The organism is Staphylococcus sp. GW821-FHT11H10 (assembly GCF_058807855.1).
On record NZ_JBXARC010000011.1, the window covers coordinates 1 to 24276 of the forward strand.

Sequence of the window (24276 nt, forward strand, 5' to 3'; positions counted from 1 at the left end):
ATTGCGCCATTTTTGTATTCAAACATAAAAATTGGACTGATGATTTTTAGTCATCAGTCCAATTTATTATAGAGCCTTATTACTTTCCAATCTTTTTTTAATTATACGGCAGGACGCTATTTATATTTCATAATAAGATTTTCAAACTAGTGTAGTGCATATTGTTTAATGTATATATCTTTGAGTCTGAAAGTAAACGCAAAAAAGCGATCCATTTTTTTTGGATCGCTTTTAAACTTACTAATAGAATTAGTGAATGTAGTTATATGAAGCAGCTTGGCTAGCTGAAATAGTACGTGAAGTAACAACACCAGCACCGTGACCATAATTCATTTCTGATACTGTAACTGAACCGTCACTACCAACACTTTCAACATATGCTACGTGACCATATGCACCTTGTGAAGTTTGTAAAATAGCACCGGCTGATGGTGAATTATTTACTGTGTAACCTGAAGCAGCTGCAGCGCTTGCCCAGTTGTTAGCATTTCCCCAAGTTGAACCGATTTTACCGCCAACTCTATCAAATACATAATATGTACATTGACCAGCAGTATATAAGTTACTACCTGAACTTGAAGTTCTTGAAATTGAAACGCCAGTTGATTGTGATGATGGAGCAGTAGTTGTAGTTACTTTAATGTTACGATCTGAAGTTGAGTAACTAGCACCTAAACCACCAGTTTGTTGAGTATTTGCACTATATGATTGAGTGTTATTGCTATAGTTGTTGTAGTTATTATAGTTATTGTAATTATATGAATAGTTGTTGTATGAATAATTAGATTGACTAGAGTGATTTACTTGATTTGGGCTCCAGTTACCTTTCCAAGTGTAATGATAGTTACCTTGTTGGTCGATAGTGTAAGAGTAGCTGTATGAAGTTGGATCATTTGGATTATATCCTTGTTCTGCTGCATGTGCCTCATGACCATGTCCAGCGATAGCGATTGTTGCAACTCCTGCAGTAGCGATTGTAGCTGTAGCGATTTTTTTCATTGTAAAATTTCCTCCTGAGAATTAAATTAATATTTTATATTTAATAGTCATTTGATGACCCTTGAGTCCAGTTTTTAATAAGTTTCTTAACGACAAGACATACTTTATCAGAAAAAAATCATTTTGTGTGCGTTGTTATCATTTTGTAATTTTTTGCTAATAAATAGTGTTGAGTTAAATACAATAAGTAATTTTTTGTAATATTAAAAAACGTTGTCATAACAACGTTTAAAAAATTATATGAAAAAGATACTCATTTTCTTGTAACATTTTTGTAAAGTAACAGTAAAAATAAATTTGATATAAAATTAATAGAATTCATTATTTTTGTATTGTTTTAAAATTATATATACAAAAGATCTATTAATTAAATTGTATTATTACTCTGAAATGCTATATAAGAAGCTATTATTGGGGGATTATTCATAGAAACATTATAAAAAATATACAAAAACATTTATATAAGATAATAAAATGATATAATTGGTTAAAAGTTTGCTACTGCTAATACCGAAATAAAACATACAATTATATATGAAGATAGGCATTCAAAAAAGCGTTCAATTTGAAAATCGTTATTAATGCAGCAATAGTTATTAGCGTTATGGGGGATAATTTATTATTTCTGTTTATGTCATATCTTTATATATTATAAAGTGAAAGGACGTTCGTATGATTGATAACTTTTCGGTAAAGCTTTTAAAAAATATAAAGATAAGTAGTCAAAAGGAATCAAATATTAAATTAATCTATTGGCTAAAGGGGTCAGGGAGAGTAATTTTAAATTTAAAGAAATTTCAAATGAAAGAAAGAGATTTATTATTTGTAATGTTAAATGATATTTACTCGATTGAGAATGAGGATGGAGCAATTATCGCTAGTATTGAAATAGCATTCAAAGATTATTTGAAATATGCTGATGATTATATTAAGTCTAATGGATATAAATTTCCTTCTATTGAAAGAAAACAATTAGAACCCTTTATTTTAAATTTACTTGATTTTGAAAGTAGTAAGTCAGATAAATTACAAATAAAAGATAAGCTAGTAAAACACTTATGTGTAGAATTAGGATACTTGCAAAGAAATCAACGCATTCATTACAAACTAGATAATGCCTTAGTTGACAAAGTACATGAGTATATTATTAACCATCACAGTAATAAGATAAGTCGCCAAGATATGGCTAATGCACTCAATATGTCAGCCAAGGAACTTAGTAAAGTCATCAAGTATCACACACCTTATCATAATATTACACAATATATTAATGATGTTAGATTAAAATTATGTTTGATAGACATTTTAAAAAGTAATCATTTAATACAAGATATTGCATATAAGCATGGATTCAACCATTTTCCACATTTCATTGCTTTATTTAATAAAAAATATGGCATCACACCTGGTCAAATCAGAACTAAGAATCAATCACATCAATATCAATCATTTAATCAATCAGAAATACCATTAGATGAAGAAACACAATTATTAATTGCTGAGGCAAAAGATAATTACAGTTTAACCGAATAATAGTAGATATAAGTCAAACATGATGATTGTGTACAAGTAAACACGACCTTTCAATTGATAAATTATAAAGATAATGTTGTTTATTTAAGAATTCAAGTCAATGTCTATCTTTAATAGATTGGGTAAATATAGAGTTTTATATTCAATAGTTTCAAATGCAGTTATAAAATATGGGGCTATGATTAGACAATTTGTTATCAAATTAGCATGGAAACTCTTAACCGCCCAATCCTGAAATAGTGTTATGAGGTGATAGATATGATGGATAAAAATAAGCTAGAAACATTATTATTTTATCTTGTTTTTATGAAAGCGGTAGGTGAGGTGCTAAAGTATAGTTACCAATTAAAATTCGAGCAATTAAAAACATTGAATGAAATCATTAAATATTTTCATGTACATCATCAAGGAGTTTATATAGATGAGTTAATCACTTATCAAACCATTTCAAAAAGACAATTACGACATCATTTAGAACATTTATATCATTTAGGATGGATCACTAAATTGCGTGATGATAATGATCAAAGACGTTTATTATTTCTCCCATCCAATAGCTGTCAAGATAAACTGAACATTATGTTTATGGAAGTTAGTGAAATGGTAAAAGGGAAGAATTTTGACTATTTAATAGAAACAACAGCCCACTATAATCAATTAGGGCATGTTATAACCATTTTTGACGCACTTTACAAAGTTCGAAACATAGCAAAGGAGTCTAATTTGAGTTTGGATGAATTGTTATTATTAGGTAAGTTACTATCTAGTCGACAAGTTATTTCATTAAAAGAAATTCAGGCAATGTCATATCGATATTTAATATGTATGAACGTGGTTATTAATGATCTTTATCAAAAAGGGTATTTAGAAAAGTATCGTAATTCAATAGATGAACGTATTGTAAATGTAAAATTTATTGAATCACGAGCATATGAAACAAATCAATTATTTATTAGATGTTACAATAAGTTCCAAGAGGAAATGAAGTAAGTAAAATATCATAATATGTAAGGAGAATGAATTCATGATTCTAGATAATGTGAATCCCAACGATTTGTTTCCAACAGAGTCAAAAGGCCCTTCAGTATTAGGTGTCATTGAGTATAATGTTCAAGGCCAAAGTGAATTTGAAGGAGCATTTATTGCTACTTCCGAAAGATTAATTATGAATGTAGATATGAATGGTCAATTCTATTATAGAAATATCCCATATAATGAAATAGAAGAAATTCATTTTGATGGCACAGATATTGTGTTTACTTTTAATATTGGGAAAGTGCCAATGAAACAAATCAAAACAAAAGACGTTAAAGCATTCGTTGATTATGTGGAGTCTAAAATTAAATAATCAAAAAGTTGAATAAAATCTAAAACACGCTACTATGATTCTAAAGGAAGCGACGCTTGTCATAGTTATATTATTAATACAATTTGCTTAGGCTAAAAAACCATGTGAGTCTGGAACGTAAATAATATAATGATGCTACTTAGCAGATTCGCAGTAGCTGACTGAACTGAGAAGACACTTAAATCAAGTTTTCCTCAGTTCTGGTCATTCTTGTAGGGGTGGGACGACGAATTTAAAAAGAATTCTGTCCCAGTCCTTTTTTATGTCTTTGAATGAATTCCTATAGTGACTAATTGATTATATATAATTTAATTGATGTAACTTGTTATTGATAATTAATATCATTTTAATTTCATAAAAATATTGAAATATTATACATAAATGTTATAAAATAAATTTTATAGCATAAGAAATGTTTGGTAAGTAATAAATAGTAGACATGAACCTTGTAGCAACAAGACGTACATCAGAGGAGTGGTTTAGAATATGGGACAAATTAAAGACATCAATGATTTAGTTAACGCAACATTTCAAGTTAAAAAGTTCTTCAAAGATACTAAAAAGAAATATAATTTAAATTATGAAGAGGTTTATATTTTAAATTATATTGCGAGAAGTAAAACGAATGAAATAACTTCAAAGGAAATTGCAACGTATTCAGAGTTTAAACCTTATTACTTAACTAAAGCATTACAGAAGTTAAAAGATTTACAGTTACTTTCAAAAAAACGTAGCGTACAAGATGAAAGAATAGTTATTGTTTATGTAACAGATGAACAACGAGACAAAATTAATAAATTGATTGCTGAATTAGAGAAGTACATTAAGTAATCTGCGTTTATTCATAAAAGACTTAAGCTTTGAGAGATTCAATCTCATTGACTTAAGTCTTTTTGTGTTTATAATCCCTTAAGTGGTTAACTTTCAATTTGTAATGTCGAGTGATAAACTAGGTTTAAATAATAATGACAATGAACAGGTGATATAATTGATCGATTCAGTTCTGATTAATACAGATATTCAAAAGAAATGGATAAAAAAATTTCAATCAATAGAAGAGACGTTTAAAGCAAGAGCAACAGAGAATGATAAACAGTCTAGGTTCCCTTATGAGAATATTGAATGGCTAGTTAAAGAAGGTTATAGCTTACTAACGCTACCGGTAGAATATGGTGGAGAAGGTGCCACTATTGAAGATATGGTTGTTTTGCAAACATATTTAGGTGCTAATGACGGAGCAACAGCATTATCTATTGGTTGGCATTTAAGTGTTGTAGGACAAATATATGAACAAACGATGTGGAATCAAGATATGCTAAATCGCTTTGCAAAAGATATTGAAAGTGGAGCTCTTGTTAATCGAGCAGTAAGTGAAGCGGATACAGGAAGTCCAACTCGCGGAGGCAGACCTGCGACACATGCAGTAAAACAAGATGACGGTTACTTATTAAATGGTGTTAAAACGTTCACATCAATGAGTAAAGCATTGACACATTATATTGTCGCTGCATATGTAGCTGATTTACAGGAAGTAGGTTTCTTCTTAGTACCAAGAGAATTTGATGGTGTAGAAATTGCAGAAAATTGGAATATGGTAGGTATGAGAGCTACAGAAAGTCACGATTTAGTATTGAATGATGTATGGGTACCTAAAGACTTTTTCGTAGAGTCAAAAAGAAAGCCACAACCGAATGGCTGGATATTGCATATTCCAAGTACATATTTAGGAATTGCACAGGCGGCAAGAAATTATGCTATAGACTTTGCCACAAGTTATGGTCCGAATAGTATAGAAGGAACTATTAGTCATTTACCAACTGTACAACAAAACATTGGAAAAATGGAGTCTTTACTTTTATCAGCGCGTCACTTTTTATGGAGTACCGCAAAAGGATATAATTATTCAGAAAATCAACCACACTTATGGAATGAAACATCTGCTAGTAAAGTGTTAGTGATGAACCAAGGGTTAGAAGTTGTTGATTTAGCGATGAGAATTGTTGGTGCAAAAAGTCTGGAAATGGATCGTCCGTTACAACGCTATTACCGAGATATGAGAGCTGGATTACACAATCCACCAATGGAAGATGCAGCATACACTAATATAGCGAAATCTTTATGTAATTTATTTTAAGAGTCTAATAACTATAGTTTTTAAGTCTTGATCAATAATTATTGATTAAGGCTTTTTTATTTCACAAATTATTAAAATTTTTATTGTAAATAATGAGGTATTAGGATATAATTTTTGGTGAAATTGATAATCGTTTTCAACAGGAGGATGTTATGAAAAAGTTAATTTTACCTTTACTTGTTCTAATCATCGTTTTAGCTGCATGTGGTAATAATGGTGGTTCAGGTAAATCCGATTCAAAAGAAGAAACAAAATCATATAAATTAGATAGTGGTAAAACTATAAAAATCCCTAAAGATCCTAAACGTATTGCGGTAGTTGCACCTACGTTTGCGGGTGGTTTACATAAATTAGGCGCAAATATTGTTGCTGTAAATAATCAAGTTGATCAAAGTCCAATTTTAAAAGAAAAATTTAAAGACACGACTAAAATTGGTGAAGCTGACGTTGAGAAAGTTGCTAAGAAAAAACCTGATTTAATTATTGTTTATTCTACTGATAAAAACATTAAAAAATATCAAAAAATTGCCCCAACAATTGTAGTTGATTATGGCAAACATAAATATCTTGAACAACAAGAAATGCTAGGTAAGATTATGGGTAAAGAAGACGAAGTTAAAAAATGGGAAGACAAATGGAAGAAACAAACTGAAAAAGATGGCAAAGAAATCAAAGATGCAATTGGTAAAGATTCAACAGTTTCTATCTTAGATGAATTTGACAAGAAAGTTTACACTTACGGCGACAACTGGGGTCGTGGTGGAGAAGTATTATATCAAGCATTTGGTTTGAATATGCCTAAAGGACAACAAGATTTAGTTAAAAAAGAAGGTTGGGCTGAAGTAAGCCAAGAAAAAATTGAAGACGTAGCTGGTGATTATATCGTATCAACTGGTGAAGGTAAATCTAAACCAAGTTATGAAACAACTAATATATGGAAAAATCTACCTGCAGTGAAAAATAATAACGTTATTGAAGTTAAAGCTGAAACATACTGGTATAATGACCCATATACGCTTGACTTTATGAGAAAAGATTTAAAAGACAAGTTACTTAAAGCTAGTAAATAATAAAATGTAAAAACGATAATCAATTATTTATGATATTTAAGCTATGATTACATATAATGTAGTCATAGCTTTTTTAAATTTACAAATGTATGTAAGGAGGAAACATCTTGAGTAAAGTATATTTTAATCACGATGGTGGAGTAGATGATTTAATATCTTTGTTTTTATTATTACAAATGGATGATATCGAATTAGTAGGTGTTAGTACTATAGGAGCAGATTGTTATTTAGAACCTTCAGTCAGCGCTTCATGTAAAATTATAAATCGATTTTCTAATAAATCTTTACAGGTTGCGCCGTCCTATGAACGTGGGGCTAATCCTTTTCCAAAAGAATGGAGAATGCATGCATTCTTTATGGATGCGTTACCCATATTAAATGAATCAACTACCAATGAAAAGTCTACCATCAGTGATGTAGAAGCTTATGAGGACATTATCAGAGTGTTGAATCAATCAAATGAACCTGTAACTTTACTATTTACTGGACCACTAACAGATTTGGCTAAAGCACTTAAAATTGAACCTAGCATTCAAAATAATATTGAAAAATTAGTTTGGATGGGTGGAACGTTTCTCGAAAAAGGTAACGTAGAAGAGCCTGAACATGATGGTACAGCTGAGTGGAATGCGTTTTGGGATCCGGAGGCGGTCAAGACAGTATTTGATAGTGAGGTAGCGATAGATATGGTAGCTTTAGAAAGTACCAATCAAGTTCCATTAACATTAGACATACGACAAATGTGGGCCGATCAACGTCAATATCCAGGTGTAGATTTTTTAGGTGTTAGCTATGCTACAGTACCACCTTTGACACATTTTATTACAAATTCTACATACTTCTTATGGGATGTTTTGACCACTGCTTATATAGGGAAACCTGATTTAGTTCAATATAAATCATTAAATGTAGATGTAAAATTTAAAGGGCCTAGTCAAGGGCGTACATTTATTAAAGAAAGTGGGCGTCCTATCAAAGTTGTCACCGATGTAAAGCATGATGACTTCTTTAATTATATTACTAATTTAGCTAAAAAAGTAGATTCTCCTTCTTGAATGTAAACTTTTTATTTTATAAAGTTTACATTAGTGGTATAATCATTCTCGTAGAAGGAGGATACAACATGAATACAAGAAATTTAGTTTACACAGCTTTAATGACAGCAATTATTTGTGTTTTAGGATTGGTACCAGGAATCCCGCTTCCAATTATGCCAGTACCTATCGTATTACAAAATATTGGTATATTTTTAGCGGGTATTATATTAGGTAAAAAATATGGGGCACTCAGTGTCATAGTCTTTTTACTATTAGCTGCTGCAGGTTTACCAGTTCTTTCAGGTGGACGTGGAGGAATCGGCGTATTTGCAGGACCATCAGCAGGATTCTTATTCTTATATCCGGTTGTTGCGTTTGGCATTGGTTTTGTAAGAGATCAATATTTTAATAAAATCAATTTTGCCGTATTATTTGTTACTACATTAGTGATTGGTGTTTTATTTTTAGATATCGTCGGTACAATTATTATGGGCTTCATTATACATATTCCAGTAAGTAAAGCCTTCTTATTGTCATTTACTTTTATGCCAGGAGATATTATTAAAGCCATCATTGCAAGTTTAATTGGCGTAACACTTTTAAATCATTCACGTTTCAAAAGTTTGATACAATAAATTTATCAAGCTAATAAGGTGGGTGAATATAGCAATGTCAAATATATCAATACATAATATTGCTCAAGATGGGCATTTATATCATGAAGATAAGCAGAAAATTATTTATTTAACACCTTCAGAACCGCTTAAGTATGATACGAATAAGTGGTTTTATAAAGAAATGCCCGCATTAGAACAGTGGTTCAAGGATATGACCTCTCAATATGAACTGCATCAAAAACAGGATTCAAATCACTTAGCGTTTACTTTTCCAGAGAATGAAAGATTAAGCCAGGAGTGGATAAATGCAATTAAAGATAGAGGTTTTCAATTAGGCATACTTGAATTCTATATTATAGAAGGAACTGAATTAGCACAGTTAACTAGTAGAAAAGATATAGACATTAAAGAAGTTGATGAAAGCAATATAGAAGATTATTTGAATATCTATTATTCATTTGCCTTGCCCTACGGTAAACCATTTGCAATTGAAAGTGTCAATAATGCAAGACAAACCATCCTACAAAAAAAAGACAGTAAAAAACGATTAGTCGCTTATGTTGATAATGAACCAGTAGGGACTGTTGATGTTATTATTACTGATGAAACTATTGAAATTGATAGTTTTGGTGTAATTGAGCAATTTCAAAGACAAGGTATTGGATCAACAATACAAGCATACATAGGTAACTTAGCAAATGAACGACCAGTTATACTTGTAGCTGATGGAGAAGACACAGCAAAAGATATGTACACGAAACAAGGTTATATGTATCAAAGTTTTGTTTACCACATAGTTAAAGAAGAAGTTAATTAAATAAGCCACAGAGTAGTTTGAACTAATTATTCCAACTACTCTGTGGCTTTAATACGTTCAGGATGACTATAAATATTAAAACTTCCATCTCTAATAAACCCAATAGCAGTAATATTTAAATCGTTAGCTAATGTAATAGCTAAAGTCGTAGGTGCGGATTTAGATAATATAACCCCTACACCTATTTTAGCCGCCTTTAATAATATTTCGGATGAAATACGTCCACTAAATATAAGCACCTTATTTCTTACAGGAATACGTCTTTCAAGACAAAACCCATATAGCTTATCGAGTGCATTATGACGGCCTATATCTTGTCTATGTTCGAAAAATTCATCACCATCGCTAATGGCGGCATTGTGCAACCCACCAGTTTGTTTAAATAATGTACTTGCAGTTTGTAATCCGGTCATCATATTGAGTACTTGTTTAGGAGTTAAGGTTATTTTTGACATTGAGGTTTTAGCTATTGCCGCATCATTGTGAAAGTAAAATTCTCTACTTTTTCCGCAACAAGATGCAATCATGCGTTTAGTAGAGTATTCAAAGCGATCGCCTAAATCTTTAGTTAACTCTACATGTGCAAAGCCTTTGCTATCATCTATTTGTAAGGATTTTATTTCTTCTTTTTTATATATAGCTCCCTCTGAGGCTAAAAATCCAACTACAAGTTCTTCCATATGTGTAGGGCTACAAATAACCGTTGCGAATTCCGTACCGTTTACATTGATTGTCAATGGAAATTCTGTAACATAACTATCTGTTGTTTGAATGAGTTGACCTTCTTCATAGCGGATAATAGATTGCCCCTGTAACACATCTTTGTTCATTTTTATTTCTCCTTTGGGATATGTAATTATATATTAAAACTTTTAGTCACAATTTGAAAAGATTTAAATTACATATAAATAATTAATAGTATATTAAATACATTTAATAATATGGAGATTAGGTGAATTTTTATAATTTATACCTTTTAAAAGATTAAGACTAGCGTATAATATAATGTGTAAAAGGAGGGGGTTATGAAATGAATATTAAACATTTCATGGCAGTAATCGTCACATTAGTTATTATTTTAGCAGGATGTTCAAATTCTGGTAGCAATGATAGTGGCAATAAATCATCTGATTCAAATAAAAAAGATAATGACAAAAAGCAAGAATTACAAATTTCGGCTGCAGCGAGCTTAGGTGATGTTAGTAAAGCATTAGAAAAAGAATTTAAAAAAGATCACAAAAATGTTGATGTAAGCTTTAACTATGGTGGTTCAGGCGCATTAAGACAACAGATTGAAAAAGGTGCTCCAGCTGACGTATTCATGTCTGCAAATACTAAAGATGTTGACATGTTAAAAGACAAAGATAAAGCACATGATACATATAAATACGCTCATAACAAACTTGTCTTAGTCGGAGATAAAAATAGTGATAAATCATCAGTTAAAGATTTAAAAGATAATGAAAAATTAGCGATTGGTGAAGTTAAAACAGTTCCAGCAGGTAAATATGCGAAACAATACTTAGAAGATCAAGGTTTATACGGCGAAGTTAAAGATAATTTAGTTTACGCTAAAGACGTTAAACAAGTATTAAATTATGTTGAAAAAGGCAACGCTGAAATGGGCTTTGTTTATGAAACTGATTTATATACTGATAAAAAGAAAACAGATAAAGTAAACGAAATTAAAGAAGCTAAGCTTAAAAAACCAATCACTTACGAAGCAGGTGCTACTTCAGATAAGAAACTTGCAAAAGAGTGGATGGATTTCTTAAAATCTAAAAAAGCAAAAGATATCTTGAAAGAATATCATTTTGAAATTTAGGAGGTAATAAGTATGCCTGACATTACACCTTTTTGGATTTCGATTCAAGTGGCTGTCATAAGTACCATTATTGTATCAGTACTAGGTATCTTTGTTTGCCGGTTGCTTTATAAAGGAAAAGGGCATCTTACTAAACTCCTTGAAAGTTTTATATTATTACCCATTGTTCTACCTCCCACGGTGCTAGGGTTTATTTTACTTATAATATTTTCTCCTAGAAGTGTTGTAGGACAATTTTTTGAAAACATACTACATCTTCCAGTAGTATTCACAATGACAGGTGCAGTAATTGCATCTGTCATTGTTAGTTTTCCGTTAATGTATCAACACACTATTCAAGGATTTAGAAGTATTAACCCGAAAATGCTAAATACTGCTCGCACCATGGGGGCAAGTGAGAATAAAATATTCTATCGTCTAATTTTACCGCTATCTAAACGTTCAATTATAGCGGGTATAATGATGAGTTTTGCACGTGCAATAGGTGAATTCGGTGCAACATTAATGGTTGCAGGCTATATACCCAATAAAACTAACACGTTACCACTTGAAATTTATTTCTTAGTTGAACAAGGTAGAGAGAATCAAGCTTGGTTATGGGTGCTTGTGTTAGTTGCATTTTCAATTACGGTAATTGGTGTATTGAATTTTGCGAATAAAGATAAATATAGGGAGGTAGAGTAGATGTTAGAGTTAAAGCTTCAATATCAATTAAAAAAGACATTCATTGATATTAACATTAACGATACAGTCCCTAAAATTTACGCAATACGAGGGCCTTCTGGAATAGGTAAAACCACAGTGCTAAATATGATAGCAGGCTTAAGAACGCCAGATAAAGCCTATATCAAAATCAATGACAGACTGATTACTGATACTGAGCATAAAGTCAATCTGAAAATACAAAATCGCAAAATTGGCTATTTATTCCAAGATTACCAATTGTTTCCTAATATGACAGTTTACAAAAATATAACTTTTATGTCTAAACCATCTGTCCATATAGATGATTTAATGGATCGACTAAATATTCATCATCTAAAAGAGCAATATCCATCGACACTTTCTGGAGGAGAATCTCAACGTGTTGCTTTAGCTCGAACACTAAGTACGAAACCTGATTTGATTTTATTAGATGAGCCATTTTCAAGTCTAGATGATGCAACGAGAGGTGAAGGAATAAAGTTAATTAAACGTACTTTTAAAGAATGGAAAATACCAATCATCTTTGTCACACATTCTAATTTTGAGGCTGAAGTATTGGCTGATAAAATTATTAAGATAGGTTAATTAAAGCTAGATTGGGATGAAAATAATAAAAATTTAGCGTTATAGCAGATTTATGATTATTATCTAAGTTAATAAGGCACTTATAATAGACTTTTTAAATCTAGTCAACATTGCGGGGGTGGGCCGAAGAATTCATATTGCATTCTGTACCACTCCCGCTTTGTTCGATATAATGATAGAAATGGATATTAACTAGAGAGGGCAATGAATATGACGAGTGAACGTTATTCTAGACAAACTTTGTTTAAAGGAATAGGATACGAAGGACAACAGAAAATTAGTCAAAAACATGTACTCATTGTTGGTATGGGAGCGTTAGGAACTCATGTTGCTGAGGGTCTCGTTCGTGCGGGAATCAAAACACTTTCAATTGTAGATAGAGATTATATTGAATTTAGCAATTTACAACGACAAACATTATTTACTGAAGAAGATGCTAATACTATGTTGCCTAAAGTTGTAGCAGCGGAACGCCATTTAAAAGCATTGCGCCATGACTTGAAACTAAATACTTTTATCACACATGTCGATTATTATTTTTTAGATAAGTATGCTAAACATGTAGATCTTATTATTGATGCGACAGATAATTTTGAAACAAGACAATTAATTAATGACTTTGCTTTTAAAGAGAAAGTACCTTGGATATATGGTGGTGTCGTGCAGAGTACTTATATAGAAGCAGCATTTATTCCAGGAGAGACACCTTGTTTTAACTGTTTAATGCCTCAACTACCAGCAATTAATTTAACTTGTGACACTGTAGGTGTTATACAACCTGCTGTTACGATGACTACAAGTTTTCAATTGCGAGATGCCTTTAAATTATTAACTGAGCAATCAGTGCCTACTAAATTAACTTATGGAGATATATGGGATGGTCAACATTTTACATTTGGTTTTAGCCGTATGTTTAGAAAAGAGTGTCCAACATGTGGTTCAAATCCATCCTTTCCTTATTTAAATAAACAGCATACATTATATGCAACGTTATGTGGTAGAGATACAGTACAATATGATAATGATAAAATTTCCCAGGAAATGGTACGTGAATTTCTTAAGCAACATCACCTTAATTATCGAGAAAACAAATATATGATAATGTTTGAATATAAAGGACATCGAATTGTTAGTTTTGAGGGTGGACGAATGCTTATACATGGTACAACGAAGACGTTAGATGCCATTCATTTAATCAATCAATTATTCGGATAGGAGTGGAATTAATGCATCAACATGATCATGCGAAAGTAGATAGAATGATTCAATGTGCAGTTTTGACTGTATCTGATACTAGGGATAAAGAGACGGATAAAGGTGGTCAACTTGTCCAAACTTTAATACAAGATATCAATGTCGAAGTATTAAATTCAAACTATGCTATTGTCAAAGATGATAAAGTAGCTATTCAATCTCAAATTGAACAATGGTTGGCATCTGATATTGATGTCATAATTACAACTGGTGGAACTGGCATTGCACAAAGAGATGTTACGATAGAAGCGGTTAAGCCACTTTTGGATAAAGAAATCGAAGGTTTTGGAGAATTATTTAGATATTTAAGTTACACAGAGGATGTCGGAACTAAAGCATTGTTATCTAGAGCAGTCGCTGGTTCAGTGAAGAACAAATTAATTTATACTCTACCAGGATCTACTGGAGCTGTGAAATTGGCAATTGAAAAGTTAATCAAGCCAGAATTAAACCATATGTTGCATGAATTGAATAAATAAAAAAATAGTCATGGATTTAAACTTAAATGATAGGTTTCCCTAATTGAAGTTTTGCATCCATGACTTTATTATTTAAATTGAAACATTATATGAGCGCACGAAATAACTTAACGACGATAGTCACCAGATTTACCACCTGATTTTGATTCAAGGTAAGTCTCACCGATAATCATACCTTTATCGACTGCCTTGGTCATATCGTAAACAGTTAAAGCAGTTGCAGAAGCGGCTGTTAATGCCTCCATCTCAACGCCTGTTTTTCCAGTAGTGGAGACAATAGCCGTGATATTTAATGTGTATGTAGTATTATCATTAATTTGCCAGTTAAATTGAACATCTATACCTGTTAAAGGTAGAGGATGACACATAGGTATAATCGTCGATGTGTTTTTAGCTGCCATAATACCAGCAATTTGTGCAGTGTTAAGTACATTGCCTTTTTTATTAGTATTATCTATAATTTGTTGATAAATTGTTTCATTAACAGTAATGCTAGAATGAGCTTGAGCAGTACGTTTAGTAATATTTTTATTTGATACATCTACCATTTTAGCATTACCTTGTTCATTGATATGAGTGAATTTTGACATAATAACCCTCCTGATAGGGTTAGTATATCATGATTTTAAATTATAATTTGGAGATGATAAGTATGTCAGTTGAAAAAAGAAACCCAATACCAGTTAAAGAAGCGATAAATCGTGTTGTTCAACAGGATATATATTTGAATACTGCAGAAGTGAAGTTAGAAGATAGCTTAGGATATGTACTTGCGGAGGATATTGTTGCAACTTATGATATTCCTCGTTTTAATAAATCACCTTATGACGGGTTTGCTATTCGAAGTAAAGATTCTGCTGGTGCATACTCAGAAAATCGTAAACAATTTAAAGTGATTGATCATATAGGCGCAGGTTCAGTTTCAGAGAAAATACTAGGTCAAAATGAAGCAGTACGTATTATGACAGGAGCCCAAATTCCAGAAGGTGCAGATGCAGTAGTCATGTTTGAACAAACAGTTGAGGATGGAGATACGTTTACAATACGTAAGTCATTTGAAGCAAATGAAAATGTATCTCTTAAGGGTGAAGAAACAACAACAGGTGATATTGTCTTGAAAAAAGGTCAAGTCATTAATCCAGGTGCAATAGCCGTTCTTGCAACATATGGTTACTCTAAAGTTCCTGTGACACAACGCCCAAGTATTGCAGTCATTGCAACTGGTAGTGAGCTATTAGATGTGGATGATGAATTACAACCAGGTAAAATACGCAATTCAAATGGTCCAATGATCAAAGCACTATCTGAAAAAGCTGGATTAAACGTTGAAGCATATAAAATTCAACAAGATGATTTGCAAAGTAGTATTTCAGTTGTCAAAGATGCCATGTCAAAACATGACATCGTAATTACTACGGGTGGCGTTTCTGTTGGAGATTTTGACTATCTACCTGAAATTTACAAAGCTGTAAATGCAGAGGTATTATTTAATAAAGTTGCAATGAGACCAGGTAGTGTAACAACCGTAGCTGTTGCAAATGGGCAATATTTATTTGGTTTATCAGGTAATCCATCAGCTTGTTTCACTGGATTTGAATTATTTGTCAAACCTGCGATTCAACATATGATGGGGGCAACTGCCTATTACCCTCAAGTTGTAAAAGCTACCTTAATGGAAGATTTTACTAAGGCGAATCCCTTTACTCGTTTTATTCGAGCATCTGCTACATTTTCACAGAGTGGTGCGACAGTAGTGCCATCTGGATTTAATAAATCTGGTGCAGTAGTAGCAATTGCACATAGCAATTCAATGATTATGTTGCCAGGGGGTACTAGAGGATTTAAAGCAGGTCATACAGTTAATGTTATTTTAACAGAATCGAATGTCTATGAAACGGAAATGACACTATGATTTTGCAAATAGTAGGTTTTAAAAATTCAGGAAAAACAACCTTGATGCAACACACGATACAATTTTTAAAATCTTATGGTTACACAATAGCGACAATCAAGCACCATGGCCACATTGGTGAGGATATAACACTTCAAGAAGACCATGTAGATCATATGAAACATTTTAATGCTGGAGCAGATCAAAGTATTGTGCAAGGTGAACATTATCAACAAACTGTCACGCGTGCATATAAACAAAATCTTACTCAAATGATTGACCAATCTGTTACAATTGATTGTAATATCATTTTGGTTGAAGGTTTTAAAGATGAACATTTTGATAAAGTGGTCGTCTATCAGACTACTGAAGAATTAGAGCGGTTAAAGCAATTAACCGATGTTAAATATTGTTATGATGTTCATGATAAACATGCGTTATCACACTATGATAATTGGTTATTACAATGGATAGAGCAAAGGGATTGACATTTAAATGAAACAATTTGAAATCGTTACTGAACCCATCCAAACAGAACAGTATCGAGAATTTACTATAAATGAACACCAAGGTGCTGTAGTTGTATTTACAGGACATGTAAGAGAATGGACTAAAGGTATTAAAACAGAATATTTAGAATACGAAGCATATATACCTATGGCGGAGAAAAAATTAGCACAAATAGGTGATGAAATTGAAGCGCGTTGGCCAGGAACGATTACAACCATTGTTCATCGCATTGGGCCACTTCAAATTTCAGATATAGCGGTGTTAATTGCAGTTTCATCACCCCATCGTAAAGATGCATATAGAGCTAACGAATATGCTATTGAACGTATCAAAGAAGTCGTTCCAATTTGGAAAAAGGAAATTTGGGAAGACGGTGCAGAGTGGCAAGGACATCAAAGAGGTAGCCACGATCTAGCTACTAAAGGAGAGGACTAACGTGAAGGTATTATACTTCGCTGAAATAAAAGAAATTTTGCAAACTGATAGTGAAACAATTGATATTAATGAATCAATTAACGTTGATGCTTTTAAACAAAATCTGTTTGAGAGACATCCTTCAATTAAATCTAAAAAGTTTCAGGTTGCAGTAAATGAAGAATTTGTACAGGATGAGGATATCATACAACCAACAGACACTGTTGCATTGATTCCTCCAGTAAGTGGAGGTTAACGGGAAATGAAAGCAATTATTTTAGCAGGTGGTCATTCAGAACGTTTTGGTAAGGCAAAGGCATTTGCCGAAATAGATGGACAATTATTTTACCAACGAATTGTTCAAACCTTACAAGAGACTAATATGTTTAATGATATTATTATAAGCACTAATGATCAATTAGCTAATCAATTTAAACATGACAATGTTATTATAGATGACGCTAACAATAAAAATAAAGGGCCACTTGCCGGTATTCATACTGTAATGAAACAATACAACGATGAAGAACTGTTTTTTGTAATATCAGTTGATACCCCTATGGTAACAGGTAAGGCTATTAGTGCTTTATACCAATTTTTAGTATCAAGACTCATAGAAGATCAAATTGATATAGCTGCTTATTCTGAACATAATCGAGTTATACCAACTATAGCCTTTTATCATCCAAATTGTATAAACGTTATGGATGAAGCTTTAGCTTCGAATGACTATAGTTTACGACATGTTTATAATAATGTGACGACAGAATGTTTAGATGTTACTAACATACAATCACCTGAATATTGGTATAAGAATATCAACTATCAAGAAGATTTAGATGACTTGAAACAACAGATAAATCATTAAGGAGGGTCCATTTATGGTTGCACAAATCAAAGATAAATTAGGTCGACCCATTCGCGATTTGCGTATCTCAGTAACAGACCGTTGCAATTTTAGATGTGACTATTGCATGCCTAAAGAAATCTTCGGTGATGACTATGTGTTCCTACCTAAAGATGAGTTATTAACGTTTGAAGAAATGGTTAGAATCGCGAAAGTTTATGCAGAACTTGGCGTGAAAAAGTTACGTATAACTGGTGGCGAACCACTACTTAGACGAAATTTATATCAACTTATAGCTGAGTTAAATCAAATTGATGGTATTGAAGATATCGGTATGACCACTAATGGTCTATTATTAAAAAAACATGGACAAAAATTATACGATGCCGGTTTGCGTCGCATTAATGTTAGTTTAGATGCCATTGATAACGAAGTGTTCCAAGCGATAAATAATCGCAATATCAAAGCAACTACCATTCTAGATCAAATTGATTATGCCGTTTCTATTGGTTTCCATGTTAAAGTAAACGTTGTCATTCAAAAAGGTATTAATGATGATCAAATTATTCCAATGGTAGATTACTTTAAAGATAAGAATATTGAAATCAGATTTATCGAGTTCATGGATGTAGGTAATGATAATGGTTGGGATTTTAGTAAAGTTGTAACTAAAAATGAGATGCTAGATATGATTGAGTCTCATTTTGATATTGAACCAGTCCCCCCAAAATATTTCGGAGAAGTAGCGAAGTACTATAAGCACAAAGATAATGGCGCTCAATTTGGTTTAATTACAAGTGTGTCAGCATCATTTTGTTCTACTTGCACGAGAGCACGATTATCATCTGATGGAAAATTTTATGGGTGTTTATTCAGCACTGTTGAGGGCTTTAATATTAAATCATTTATACGATCAGGCGTAACCGATGATGAATTAAGAGAACAACTTATAACCTTGTGGAATGTTCGAGATGATCGTTATTCAGATGAACGTACAGAGCAAACGGTTAAAAATCGACAACGCAAGAAAATTAATATGAACTACATCGGTGGTTAGATAACATCTCTAGCAATGGTTTATGACTATTGCTAGAGTTTTTTATTTTTGGAAAATATATTCAATTAATAGTTTAAATTTAAAGTAAATCATTATTGAATGTAATACCTATGATTAAAGAATATGATTATCATAATAGCATTGAGTATATGAATAACTGAATTTGTATTAAACATTAATCAGAAAATAAATAAAATTTGTAATAGATTAAATTGTGTATATGTTATATAATTTTATTAAGGAAATTCAATTTATAAAGCTATAACTACATCTTAGAATCTACATTGGAGGGCTTTAATTATGACAACAGAAAAAGTTCAACGTTTTATTGCAGCAGAAAGAGAATTAAGCCAGTTGAAACATTGGTTAAAATCATCGTACAAAATCTCAATAGAGGAATTTGTAGTGTTATTTAAAGTTTATGAAGGTAAGAAAATTAGTGGTAAGGAGTTACGAGATACATTACATTTCGAGATGTTGTGGGATACAAGTAAAATTGATGTAATTATACGTAAAATTTATAAGAAAGAACTCATTTCTAAATTACGATCTGAAACTGATGAACGACAAGTATTTTATTTCTTTAATGCAACGCAACAGAAATTACTTGATAAAATGAAATCTGAAATTGAAGCAATTAGTATTGCTAATTAATAAATTATAAAAAGGGAGTGGGACAGAAATAATATTTTCTCAAAATTTATTTCGTTGTCATACCCCGGCAAGGGTGACTAGGTTTGAAAAAAGCTTGATTCAAGCGCATTTTCAAATCAGTCAGCTACTGACAAAATGATAAAATAGGTTGAGACATTTTATTTTGTCCCAGCCTCTTTCTACATATTAATTTAATTGTGTTTTAACTTTTCGTCCATGAACAATAAAGTAAAGAACGGTACAAAGTGCTGCTACGATAGCCATAATGATATAAACTTCAGTGTAACTAATGAAACCTGTGAATAAGCCTAATAAAGATGGACCAAATCCTATACCTATATCTAAACCAATAAAGTAAGTTGATGTTGCAATACCATATTTATTAGTAGGTGACACTTTAATGGCAATAGCCTGCATAGATGATGATAAATTGCCATAACCAATACCTAAGAAGATACCAGCCAGTAACAACATCCATCCACTATAACTGAACACTAGTATAATAAATGTAATGATAAGTGCAATAAATGCTGGATAAACGACAACATTTTCTGTACGTGCATCAATCATTCGACCTGCAATTGGACGTGTAACTAGAGAAGCGATGGCGTAACAAATAAAGAAGTAACTAGAAGCTTCTAATAAATGTCGTTGTTCTGCAAAAAATTTCAAGAAAGTCAGTATTGAAGCATAGTTTAGTGCAATAACCATCATAACTATTGATACTGGTACTGCTTCTTTTGCAATGAAGTTGTGTATATTGAAGCCTGATGCTTTAGCAATTTTTGCATCTGTATTATTATGAACAGCATCAAAATCAATTTTAATAAATAGTGAAATTATTAAACTGATCACACCTAAAACTACACATATAGCAAATAGTAAATTGATAGAGAATGATTTTAATAATAAGATACCGAAGAATGGGCCTATAGCTGTACCAAGTACTAAACTAAGTGAAAATAGACTAATACCTTCGCTCTTACGCTCAACAGGTGTGACATGTGCTGCAATAGTACCAGTTGCAGTAGTAGCTATAGCAGTCGCAATCCCGTTAATTAGACGTACGAACATTAAGAATGTGATTGATCCAGGAATGAAGTAAAGTAATTGTGTAATCACAAGCAATAATAATCCAGTAATTAATATTTTTTTTGGACCAAATTTATTTACATATTTACCAGTTCCAAATCTACCTATTAAAGAACCGATAATAAATAACCCCACTACTAATCCAGCTAAACTATCTGAGGCATGATAAGTAGACTTACTATAATCTGCAATAATTACTAATAAAAGATACATACATAAATAAACGAAAAAATTGATTGAGAAATTAACTGTAAAGCTTTTCGTGAAAATAGGCTGTTTTATATCCGTGTTTTGAGTCATTCTGATTCCTCCTCTAAAAATGCATGATGAAGTTTGTTCATTACTGAAATAACATTTTCAAGTTCCACGTCAGATAATCTAGCATTTTTAATAAGCTCACGCTGAACTGGTAGTATCTTACGATAAACGTCTACATATAATGTTTGACCTTTATCAGAGAGACTTAATAACTTCTCACGCTTATCTTCCTTACTTGGTTCTACAATTAATAACTCTCTATCAGATAAAACTTTAATAATTTTACGTGTAGTGGGTTTCTCAATAAAGCGACGTTTAGAGATGTGAACTAAAGTCGTTGGAGATGTACTCGCAATATCTCTTAATATCAACCATTGTCCAGGGTGTAAATCAAACTGGTCGAGTATCGATTGCGTTCGTTTCATATATGGACGGTATAAACCAATGAAACTGTTAAAAAATTCATTTGTTAACATAATATACTCCTTCCAAACAAGTTAGCTTTGCTAACTATTTTTTGAACAAAAATAATTATATGCCGTATTTTAAAAAAATGCAATACTAAATAGATAAATTACACGATTAAAAGAAGTAATCTTAAAAGAAGTTTGATAAGATAGATGCAAGTCGAATAATTAAAGGGGAATACGATCAATGGAACTTAGATTTGACCATATTATTCATTATGTAGATAACCTTAAAAACTTTAAATATCCGGGAGAAATTCTAAAAATTAATTCTGGTGGTAAACATCACAAATTTGGAACATACAATCGTTTATCATATATTAATGAAAATTACATAGAATTGATAGATGTAGAAGATAAAGAAAAATTAAATAAAGAGTCCAAAACAGAAGAGGGTCGAGTTGCTTTTGCGACTAAAATCGTTCAAGACCATTACAAACAAGGGTTTAAAACAATTGCATTAAGAACATCAAATATTGAATTAATAAAAAAATCTTTAGAAGAACGTAACATTGATACGATTGGACCAGTAGAAATGCATAGAGAGAATAAAAAAGGTGATAAATTAAATTGGAAATTACTTTACATTGCAGACCCTGATTACATGGTAAAGCCACCATTTTTCATAGAATGGGAGGAAAGGGAAGAAGTGCACAATCAGAAATTAGAGCCTCTTTTCCAAAAACAATTTAAAATCCATAAAATAATTATTGATAGTGAAAAACGCTCTAAAACACTATCTAAATGGAAAAAATGGTTCGATGTGACTATCCTTGAAGAAGGAGATAATTATACAGATGTGCAATTAACGGTAGACCATATTATTTACCGTATTCAAGATGGTAAAACGTCAGGCTATAATACGATTATATTTAAAGATACAGAAACGACTGCACCTTACTCAATTATTACGAAAGGTGCGAAATATCGATTCGAGCCTGAAGGTTAGTATAGATAAATATAAGTACTATGGGCGATAAGTGTCATATGAACGATTGAAAGTATTAGAGATAATATGCTGAGATATGTAGTTACTTTAGACTTCCTTAAAAGCAAGAAAAAGATAGTTAAGACGAACGACAGTCCAACGAACATTACTCTTAAACTAAAATATGAAACTGTTAAAGGTTGAGTCATAGTGACACCAATAGCTATCGTGTTAAACAAAATAAATAATATTAATAATAAATATCGCATGTTAAACCTCTTTTTCAAGACTAATTTAAAATTTTAAGTTTATATAGTATATCAAAAATTTAAAACTAGAAATAATATTTTAATCGCACGGCGAGTTTGTCGACACTCTAAACATGACATTGTATAATTATAATTAATGTAAAGAAAAAGGAGTTTTTATAGCATGGAAAAGATGAATATCACTAACCAAGAGCATGATGCGTTTGTGAAAGCTCATCCTAATGGTGATTTATTACAGTTAACAAAATGGGCAGAAACTAAACGCCTAACAGGATGGTATTCAAAGCGTGTGGCAGTGGGTGAAGATGGTGAGATTAAAGGTGTAGGTCAATTATTATTTAAAAAGATACCTAAACTACCATTCACGCTATGTTACGTTTCTCGTGGTTTCGTAACGGATTATAGTGATAAAGCTGCATTGGAACAGTTATTAGAAGAAACTAAAAAAGTAGCTAAAGCAGAAAAAGCCTATGCTATTAAAATTGATCCAGATGTAGAAGTAGATAAAGGTATAGATGCACTTAAAAATTTAAATGCGCTAGGTTTTAAACATAAAGGTTTCAAAGAAGGGCTGTCTAAAGACTATATTCAACCACGTATGACAATGATTACGCCAATAGATAAATCAGATGAGGAAATATTCCAAAGTTTTGAGCGCCGTAATCGTTCTAAAGTAAGACTATCATTGAAACGTGGTACTAAAGTTGAACGTTCAAATCGAGAAGGGCTTAAAAATTTCGCTGAATTAATGAAAATAACAGGAGAACGTGACGGCTTTTTAACACGTGATTTAAGCTATTTTCAAAATATTTATGACTCACTTCATGAAGATGGCGATGCTGAATTATTCCTTGTGAAATTAGAACCTAAACCTGTCTTAGATGATATTGATAATGAACTTAAGGAACTTGAAAGCGAAAAAACGCAACTTCAAAATAAATACGAGAGAAAGCAAGATAAAAAGACTAAAAATAAATTAAACGATGTCGAAGCTAAAATTCAAAAAACCATTGAAAGAAAAGACGACATGACTGACCTATTAGCAAAACATCCTAATGGAATTTATTTATCTGGTGCATTGTTAATGTTTGCAGGATCTAAATCATATTACTTATATGGTGCTTCATCGAATGATTACCGTGACTTCTTGCCTAACCATCATATGCAATATGAGATGATGAAGTTTGCGCGTGAACATGGCGCTAAAACATACGATTTTGGTGGAACTGATAATAATCCAGATAAAGACTCTGAACACTACGGTTTATGGGCGTTTAAACGTGTCTGGGGCACTTATTTAAGTGAAAAGATAGGGGAATTTGACTATGTATTAAATCAACCCCTTTATCAATTAATTGAACAGGTTAAACCGCGATTAACAAAAGCTAAAATTAAAATTTCTCGTAAATTAAAAGGCAAATAGTCATTAACGATTAAATTTAAATCTGAACGATTCCACAATAATCATTGTGACGTTCAGATTTTT

The 24276-nt window shown here is 31.8% G+C and carries 28 protein-coding genes; 23 read left to right on the top strand and 5 right to left on the bottom strand.

What is annotated here, in order from left to right; genetic code table 11:
• Positions 1-249 precede the first annotated feature (249 nt).
• Positions 250-999, bottom strand: coding sequence for a CHAP domain-containing protein (locus tag AC1RRU_RS07370; RefSeq protein WP_011275085.1), 750 nt, complete (start codon positions 997-999; stop codon positions 250-252).
• An 801-nt stretch (positions 1000-1800) separates the two neighbouring features.
• Here AC1RRU_RS07370 and AC1RRU_RS07375 point away from each other — a divergent pair.
• From AC1RRU_RS07375 to AC1RRU_RS07415, 9 genes are all read left to right on the top strand, one after another.
• Positions 1801-2532, top strand: coding sequence for a helix-turn-helix transcriptional regulator (locus tag AC1RRU_RS07375; RefSeq protein ID WP_224743155.1), 732 nt, complete (start codon positions 1801-1803; stop codon positions 2530-2532).
• A gap of 261 nt (positions 2533-2793) precedes the next feature.
• A complete protein-coding gene (locus AC1RRU_RS07380) occupies positions 2794-3522 on the top strand; it encodes a transcriptional regulator, SarA/Rot family (protein WP_011275087.1) in 729 nt (242 codons plus the stop codon).
• Between the two features lie 34 nt (positions 3523-3556).
• Positions 3557-3880 carry a PH domain-containing protein gene (locus tag AC1RRU_RS07385; RefSeq protein WP_011275088.1) on the top strand — a complete coding sequence of 108 codons (324 nt, stop codon included), beginning with the start codon at positions 3557-3559 and terminating at the stop codon, positions 3878-3880.
• Positions 3881-4366: 486 nt separating this feature from the next.
• The gene (locus AC1RRU_RS07390) at positions 4367-4711 is read left to right on the top strand and encodes a transcriptional regulator, SarA/Rot family (RefSeq protein ID WP_011275089.1); all 345 of its coding nucleotides are present in this window, start codon (positions 4367-4369) and stop codon (positions 4709-4711) included.
• Positions 4712-4871: 160 nt separating this feature from the next.
• Positions 4872-6014, top strand: coding sequence for an acyl-CoA dehydrogenase family protein (locus tag AC1RRU_RS07395; protein ID WP_029376666.1), 1143 nt, complete (start codon positions 4872-4874; stop codon positions 6012-6014).
• Positions 6015-6166: 152 nt separating this feature from the next.
• Positions 6167-7084 (top strand): ABC transporter substrate-binding protein, encoded by a 918-nt coding sequence (locus AC1RRU_RS07400; RefSeq protein ID WP_011275091.1) that lies wholly within the window; start codon positions 6167-6169, stop codon positions 7082-7084.
• 107 nt (positions 7085-7191) lie between these two features.
• A complete protein-coding gene (locus tag AC1RRU_RS07405; RefSeq protein WP_011275092.1) occupies positions 7192-8139 on the top strand; it encodes a nucleoside hydrolase in 948 nt (315 codons plus the stop codon).
• A gap of 68 nt (positions 8140-8207) precedes the next feature.
• On the top strand, positions 8208-8756 hold the full coding sequence (locus AC1RRU_RS07410) for a biotin transporter BioY (protein WP_011275093.1): 549 nt from the start codon (positions 8208-8210) through the stop codon (positions 8754-8756).
• A gap of 34 nt (positions 8757-8790) precedes the next feature.
• The gene (locus AC1RRU_RS07415) at positions 8791-9555 is read left to right on the top strand and encodes a GNAT family N-acetyltransferase (RefSeq protein ID WP_011275094.1); all 765 of its coding nucleotides are present in this window, start codon (positions 8791-8793) and stop codon (positions 9553-9555) included.
• A 35-nt stretch (positions 9556-9590) separates the two neighbouring features.
• On the opposite strand, the gene fdhD is transcribed toward AC1RRU_RS07415, so the two are convergent.
• Complete coding sequence (fdhD, locus tag AC1RRU_RS07420; protein ID WP_011275095.1) at positions 9591-10385, bottom strand: formate dehydrogenase accessory sulfurtransferase FdhD; 795 nt, start codon at positions 10383-10385, stop codon at positions 9591-9593.
• 200 nt (positions 10386-10585) lie between these two features.
• Between fdhD and modA the strand changes: the two genes are divergently transcribed.
• The 5 genes from modA to AC1RRU_RS07445 all read left to right on the top strand — a co-directional run bounded on the left by modA (position 10586) and on the right by AC1RRU_RS07445 (position 14403).
• Positions 10586-11380 (top strand): molybdate ABC transporter substrate-binding protein, encoded by a 795-nt coding sequence (modA, locus tag AC1RRU_RS07425; RefSeq protein ID WP_016931152.1) that lies wholly within the window; start codon positions 10586-10588, stop codon positions 11378-11380.
• A 12-nt stretch (positions 11381-11392) separates the two neighbouring features.
• Positions 11393-12064 carry a molybdate ABC transporter permease subunit gene (gene modB, locus AC1RRU_RS07430; protein WP_011275097.1) on the top strand — a complete coding sequence of 224 codons (672 nt, stop codon included), beginning with the start codon at positions 11393-11395 and terminating at the stop codon, positions 12062-12064.
• The gene (locus tag AC1RRU_RS07435; RefSeq protein ID WP_011275098.1) at positions 12065-12670 is read left to right on the top strand and encodes an ATP-binding cassette domain-containing protein; all 606 of its coding nucleotides are present in this window, start codon (positions 12065-12067) and stop codon (positions 12668-12670) included.
• Positions 12671-12880: 210 nt separating this feature from the next.
• Complete coding sequence (locus tag AC1RRU_RS07440) at positions 12881-13885, top strand: ThiF family adenylyltransferase (protein WP_011275099.1); 1005 nt, start codon at positions 12881-12883, stop codon at positions 13883-13885.
• A gap of 11 nt (positions 13886-13896) precedes the next feature.
• On the top strand, positions 13897-14403 hold the full coding sequence (locus AC1RRU_RS07445) for a MogA/MoaB family molybdenum cofactor biosynthesis protein (RefSeq protein ID WP_011275100.1): 507 nt from the start codon (positions 13897-13899) through the stop codon (positions 14401-14403).
• A gap of 107 nt (positions 14404-14510) precedes the next feature.
• On the opposite strand, the gene moaC is transcribed toward AC1RRU_RS07445, so the two are convergent.
• On the bottom strand, positions 14511-14993 hold the full coding sequence (gene moaC / locus AC1RRU_RS07450) for a cyclic pyranopterin monophosphate synthase MoaC (protein WP_011275101.1): 483 nt from the start codon (positions 14991-14993) through the stop codon (positions 14511-14513).
• A gap of 62 nt (positions 14994-15055) precedes the next feature.
• Between moaC and AC1RRU_RS07455 the strand changes: the two genes are divergently transcribed.
• From AC1RRU_RS07455 to AC1RRU_RS07485, 7 genes are all read left to right on the top strand, one after another.
• Positions 15056-16315 (top strand): molybdopterin molybdotransferase MoeA, encoded by a 1260-nt coding sequence (locus tag AC1RRU_RS07455; RefSeq protein WP_011275102.1) that lies wholly within the window; start codon positions 15056-15058, stop codon positions 16313-16315.
• Complete coding sequence (gene mobB, locus AC1RRU_RS07460) at positions 16312-16782, top strand: molybdopterin-guanine dinucleotide biosynthesis protein B (RefSeq protein ID WP_011275103.1); 471 nt, start codon at positions 16312-16314, stop codon at positions 16780-16782. The genes AC1RRU_RS07455 and mobB overlap by 4 nt, the downstream gene beginning before the upstream one ends.
• Before the next feature lie 7 nt (positions 16783-16789).
• On the top strand, positions 16790-17239 hold the full coding sequence (locus tag AC1RRU_RS07465) for a molybdenum cofactor biosynthesis protein MoaE (protein WP_011275104.1): 450 nt from the start codon (positions 16790-16792) through the stop codon (positions 17237-17239).
• Between the two features lies 1 nt (position 17240).
• Complete coding sequence (moaD, locus tag AC1RRU_RS07470) at positions 17241-17474, top strand: molybdopterin converting factor subunit 1 (protein ID WP_011275105.1); 234 nt, start codon at positions 17241-17243, stop codon at positions 17472-17474.
• 6 nt (positions 17475-17480) lie between these two features.
• A complete protein-coding gene (gene mobA, locus AC1RRU_RS07475) occupies positions 17481-18086 on the top strand; it encodes a molybdenum cofactor guanylyltransferase MobA (RefSeq protein WP_011275106.1) in 606 nt (201 codons plus the stop codon).
• Positions 18087-18099: 13 nt separating this feature from the next.
• Positions 18100-19122: a GTP 3',8-cyclase MoaA gene (moaA, locus tag AC1RRU_RS07480; protein ID WP_011275107.1), complete on the top strand. Its 1023-nt coding sequence runs from the start codon at positions 18100-18102 to the stop codon at positions 19120-19122.
• Between the two features lie 300 nt (positions 19123-19422).
• A complete protein-coding gene (locus AC1RRU_RS07485) occupies positions 19423-19776 on the top strand; it encodes a SarA family transcriptional regulator (protein WP_011275108.1) in 354 nt (117 codons plus the stop codon).
• 186 nt (positions 19777-19962) lie between these two features.
• Here the strand turns inward: AC1RRU_RS07485 and AC1RRU_RS07490 are convergent, their stop codons facing one another.
• The gene (locus AC1RRU_RS07490) at positions 19963-21168 is read right to left on the bottom strand and encodes an MFS transporter (RefSeq protein ID WP_011275109.1); all 1206 of its coding nucleotides are present in this window, start codon (positions 21166-21168) and stop codon (positions 19963-19965) included.
• Positions 21165-21602, bottom strand: a complete 438-nt coding sequence (locus tag AC1RRU_RS07495; protein WP_011275110.1) for a MarR family winged helix-turn-helix transcriptional regulator — start codon at positions 21600-21602, stop codon at positions 21165-21167. Before AC1RRU_RS07495 ends, AC1RRU_RS07490 begins: the two co-directional genes overlap by 4 nt.
• 178 nt (positions 21603-21780) lie before the next feature.
• On the opposite strand from AC1RRU_RS07495, the gene AC1RRU_RS07500 reads away from it, so the two are divergent.
• The gene (locus AC1RRU_RS07500) at positions 21781-22542 is read left to right on the top strand and encodes a VOC family protein (RefSeq protein WP_016931150.1); all 762 of its coding nucleotides are present in this window, start codon (positions 21781-21783) and stop codon (positions 22540-22542) included.
• A gap of 411 nt (positions 22543-22953) precedes the next feature.
• Positions 22954-24213 carry a lipid II:glycine glycyltransferase FemX gene (locus tag AC1RRU_RS07505; protein ID WP_016931149.1) on the top strand — a complete coding sequence of 420 codons (1260 nt, stop codon included), beginning with the start codon at positions 22954-22956 and terminating at the stop codon, positions 24211-24213.
• The last annotated feature ends 63 nt before the right edge of the window (positions 24214-24276 follow it).

Excerpts from the sequence above, each read along its gene's own strand:
- AC1RRU_RS07370 (WP_011275085.1), bottom strand. The coding sequence starts at position 999 with ATGAAAAAAATCGCTACAGCTACAATCGCTACTGCAGGAGTTGCAACA.
- AC1RRU_RS07375 (WP_224743155.1), top strand. The coding sequence starts at position 1,801 with ATGAAAGAAAGAGATTTATTATTTGTAATGTTAAATGATATTTACTCG.
- AC1RRU_RS07380 (WP_011275087.1), top strand. The coding sequence starts at position 2,794 with ATGGATAAAAATAAGCTAGAAACATTATTATTTTATCTTGTTTTTATG.
- AC1RRU_RS07385 (WP_011275088.1), top strand. The coding sequence starts at position 3,557 with ATGATTCTAGATAATGTGAATCCCAACGATTTGTTTCCAACAGAGTCA.
- AC1RRU_RS07390 (WP_011275089.1), top strand. The coding sequence starts at position 4,367 with ATGGGACAAATTAAAGACATCAATGATTTAGTTAACGCAACATTTCAA.
- AC1RRU_RS07400 (WP_011275091.1), top strand. The coding sequence starts at position 6,167 with ATGAAAAAGTTAATTTTACCTTTACTTGTTCTAATCATCGTTTTAGCT.
- AC1RRU_RS07410 (WP_011275093.1), top strand. The coding sequence starts at position 8,208 with ATGAATACAAGAAATTTAGTTTACACAGCTTTAATGACAGCAATTATT.
- AC1RRU_RS07415 (WP_011275094.1), top strand. The coding sequence starts at position 8,791 with ATGTCAAATATATCAATACATAATATTGCTCAAGATGGGCATTTATAT.
- fdhD (WP_011275095.1), bottom strand. The coding sequence starts at position 10,385 with ATGAACAAAGATGTGTTACAGGGGCAATCTATTATCCGCTATGAAGAA.
- modA (WP_016931152.1), top strand. The coding sequence starts at position 10,586 with ATGAATATTAAACATTTCATGGCAGTAATCGTCACATTAGTTATTATT.
- modB (WP_011275097.1), top strand. The coding sequence starts at position 11,393 with ATGCCTGACATTACACCTTTTTGGATTTCGATTCAAGTGGCTGTCATA.
- AC1RRU_RS07435 (WP_011275098.1), top strand. The coding sequence starts at position 12,065 with ATGTTAGAGTTAAAGCTTCAATATCAATTAAAAAAGACATTCATTGAT.
- AC1RRU_RS07440 (WP_011275099.1), top strand. The coding sequence starts at position 12,881 with ATGACGAGTGAACGTTATTCTAGACAAACTTTGTTTAAAGGAATAGGA.
- AC1RRU_RS07445 (WP_011275100.1), top strand. The coding sequence starts at position 13,897 with ATGCATCAACATGATCATGCGAAAGTAGATAGAATGATTCAATGTGCA.
- moaC (WP_011275101.1), bottom strand. The coding sequence starts at position 14,993 with ATGTCAAAATTCACTCATATCAATGAACAAGGTAATGCTAAAATGGTA.
- AC1RRU_RS07455 (WP_011275102.1), top strand. The coding sequence starts at position 15,056 with ATGTCAGTTGAAAAAAGAAACCCAATACCAGTTAAAGAAGCGATAAAT.
- mobB (WP_011275103.1), top strand. The coding sequence starts at position 16,312 with ATGATTTTGCAAATAGTAGGTTTTAAAAATTCAGGAAAAACAACCTTG.
- AC1RRU_RS07465 (WP_011275104.1), top strand. The coding sequence starts at position 16,790 with ATGAAACAATTTGAAATCGTTACTGAACCCATCCAAACAGAACAGTAT.
- mobA (WP_011275106.1), top strand. The coding sequence starts at position 17,481 with ATGAAAGCAATTATTTTAGCAGGTGGTCATTCAGAACGTTTTGGTAAG.
- moaA (WP_011275107.1), top strand. The coding sequence starts at position 18,100 with ATGGTTGCACAAATCAAAGATAAATTAGGTCGACCCATTCGCGATTTG.
- AC1RRU_RS07485 (WP_011275108.1), top strand. The coding sequence starts at position 19,423 with ATGACAACAGAAAAAGTTCAACGTTTTATTGCAGCAGAAAGAGAATTA.
- AC1RRU_RS07490 (WP_011275109.1), bottom strand. The coding sequence starts at position 21,168 with ATGACTCAAAACACGGATATAAAACAGCCTATTTTCACGAAAAGCTTT.
- AC1RRU_RS07495 (WP_011275110.1), bottom strand. The coding sequence starts at position 21,602 with ATGTTAACAAATGAATTTTTTAACAGTTTCATTGGTTTATACCGTCCA.
- AC1RRU_RS07500 (WP_016931150.1), top strand. The coding sequence starts at position 21,781 with ATGGAACTTAGATTTGACCATATTATTCATTATGTAGATAACCTTAAA.
- AC1RRU_RS07505 (WP_016931149.1), top strand. The coding sequence starts at position 22,954 with ATGGAAAAGATGAATATCACTAACCAAGAGCATGATGCGTTTGTGAAA.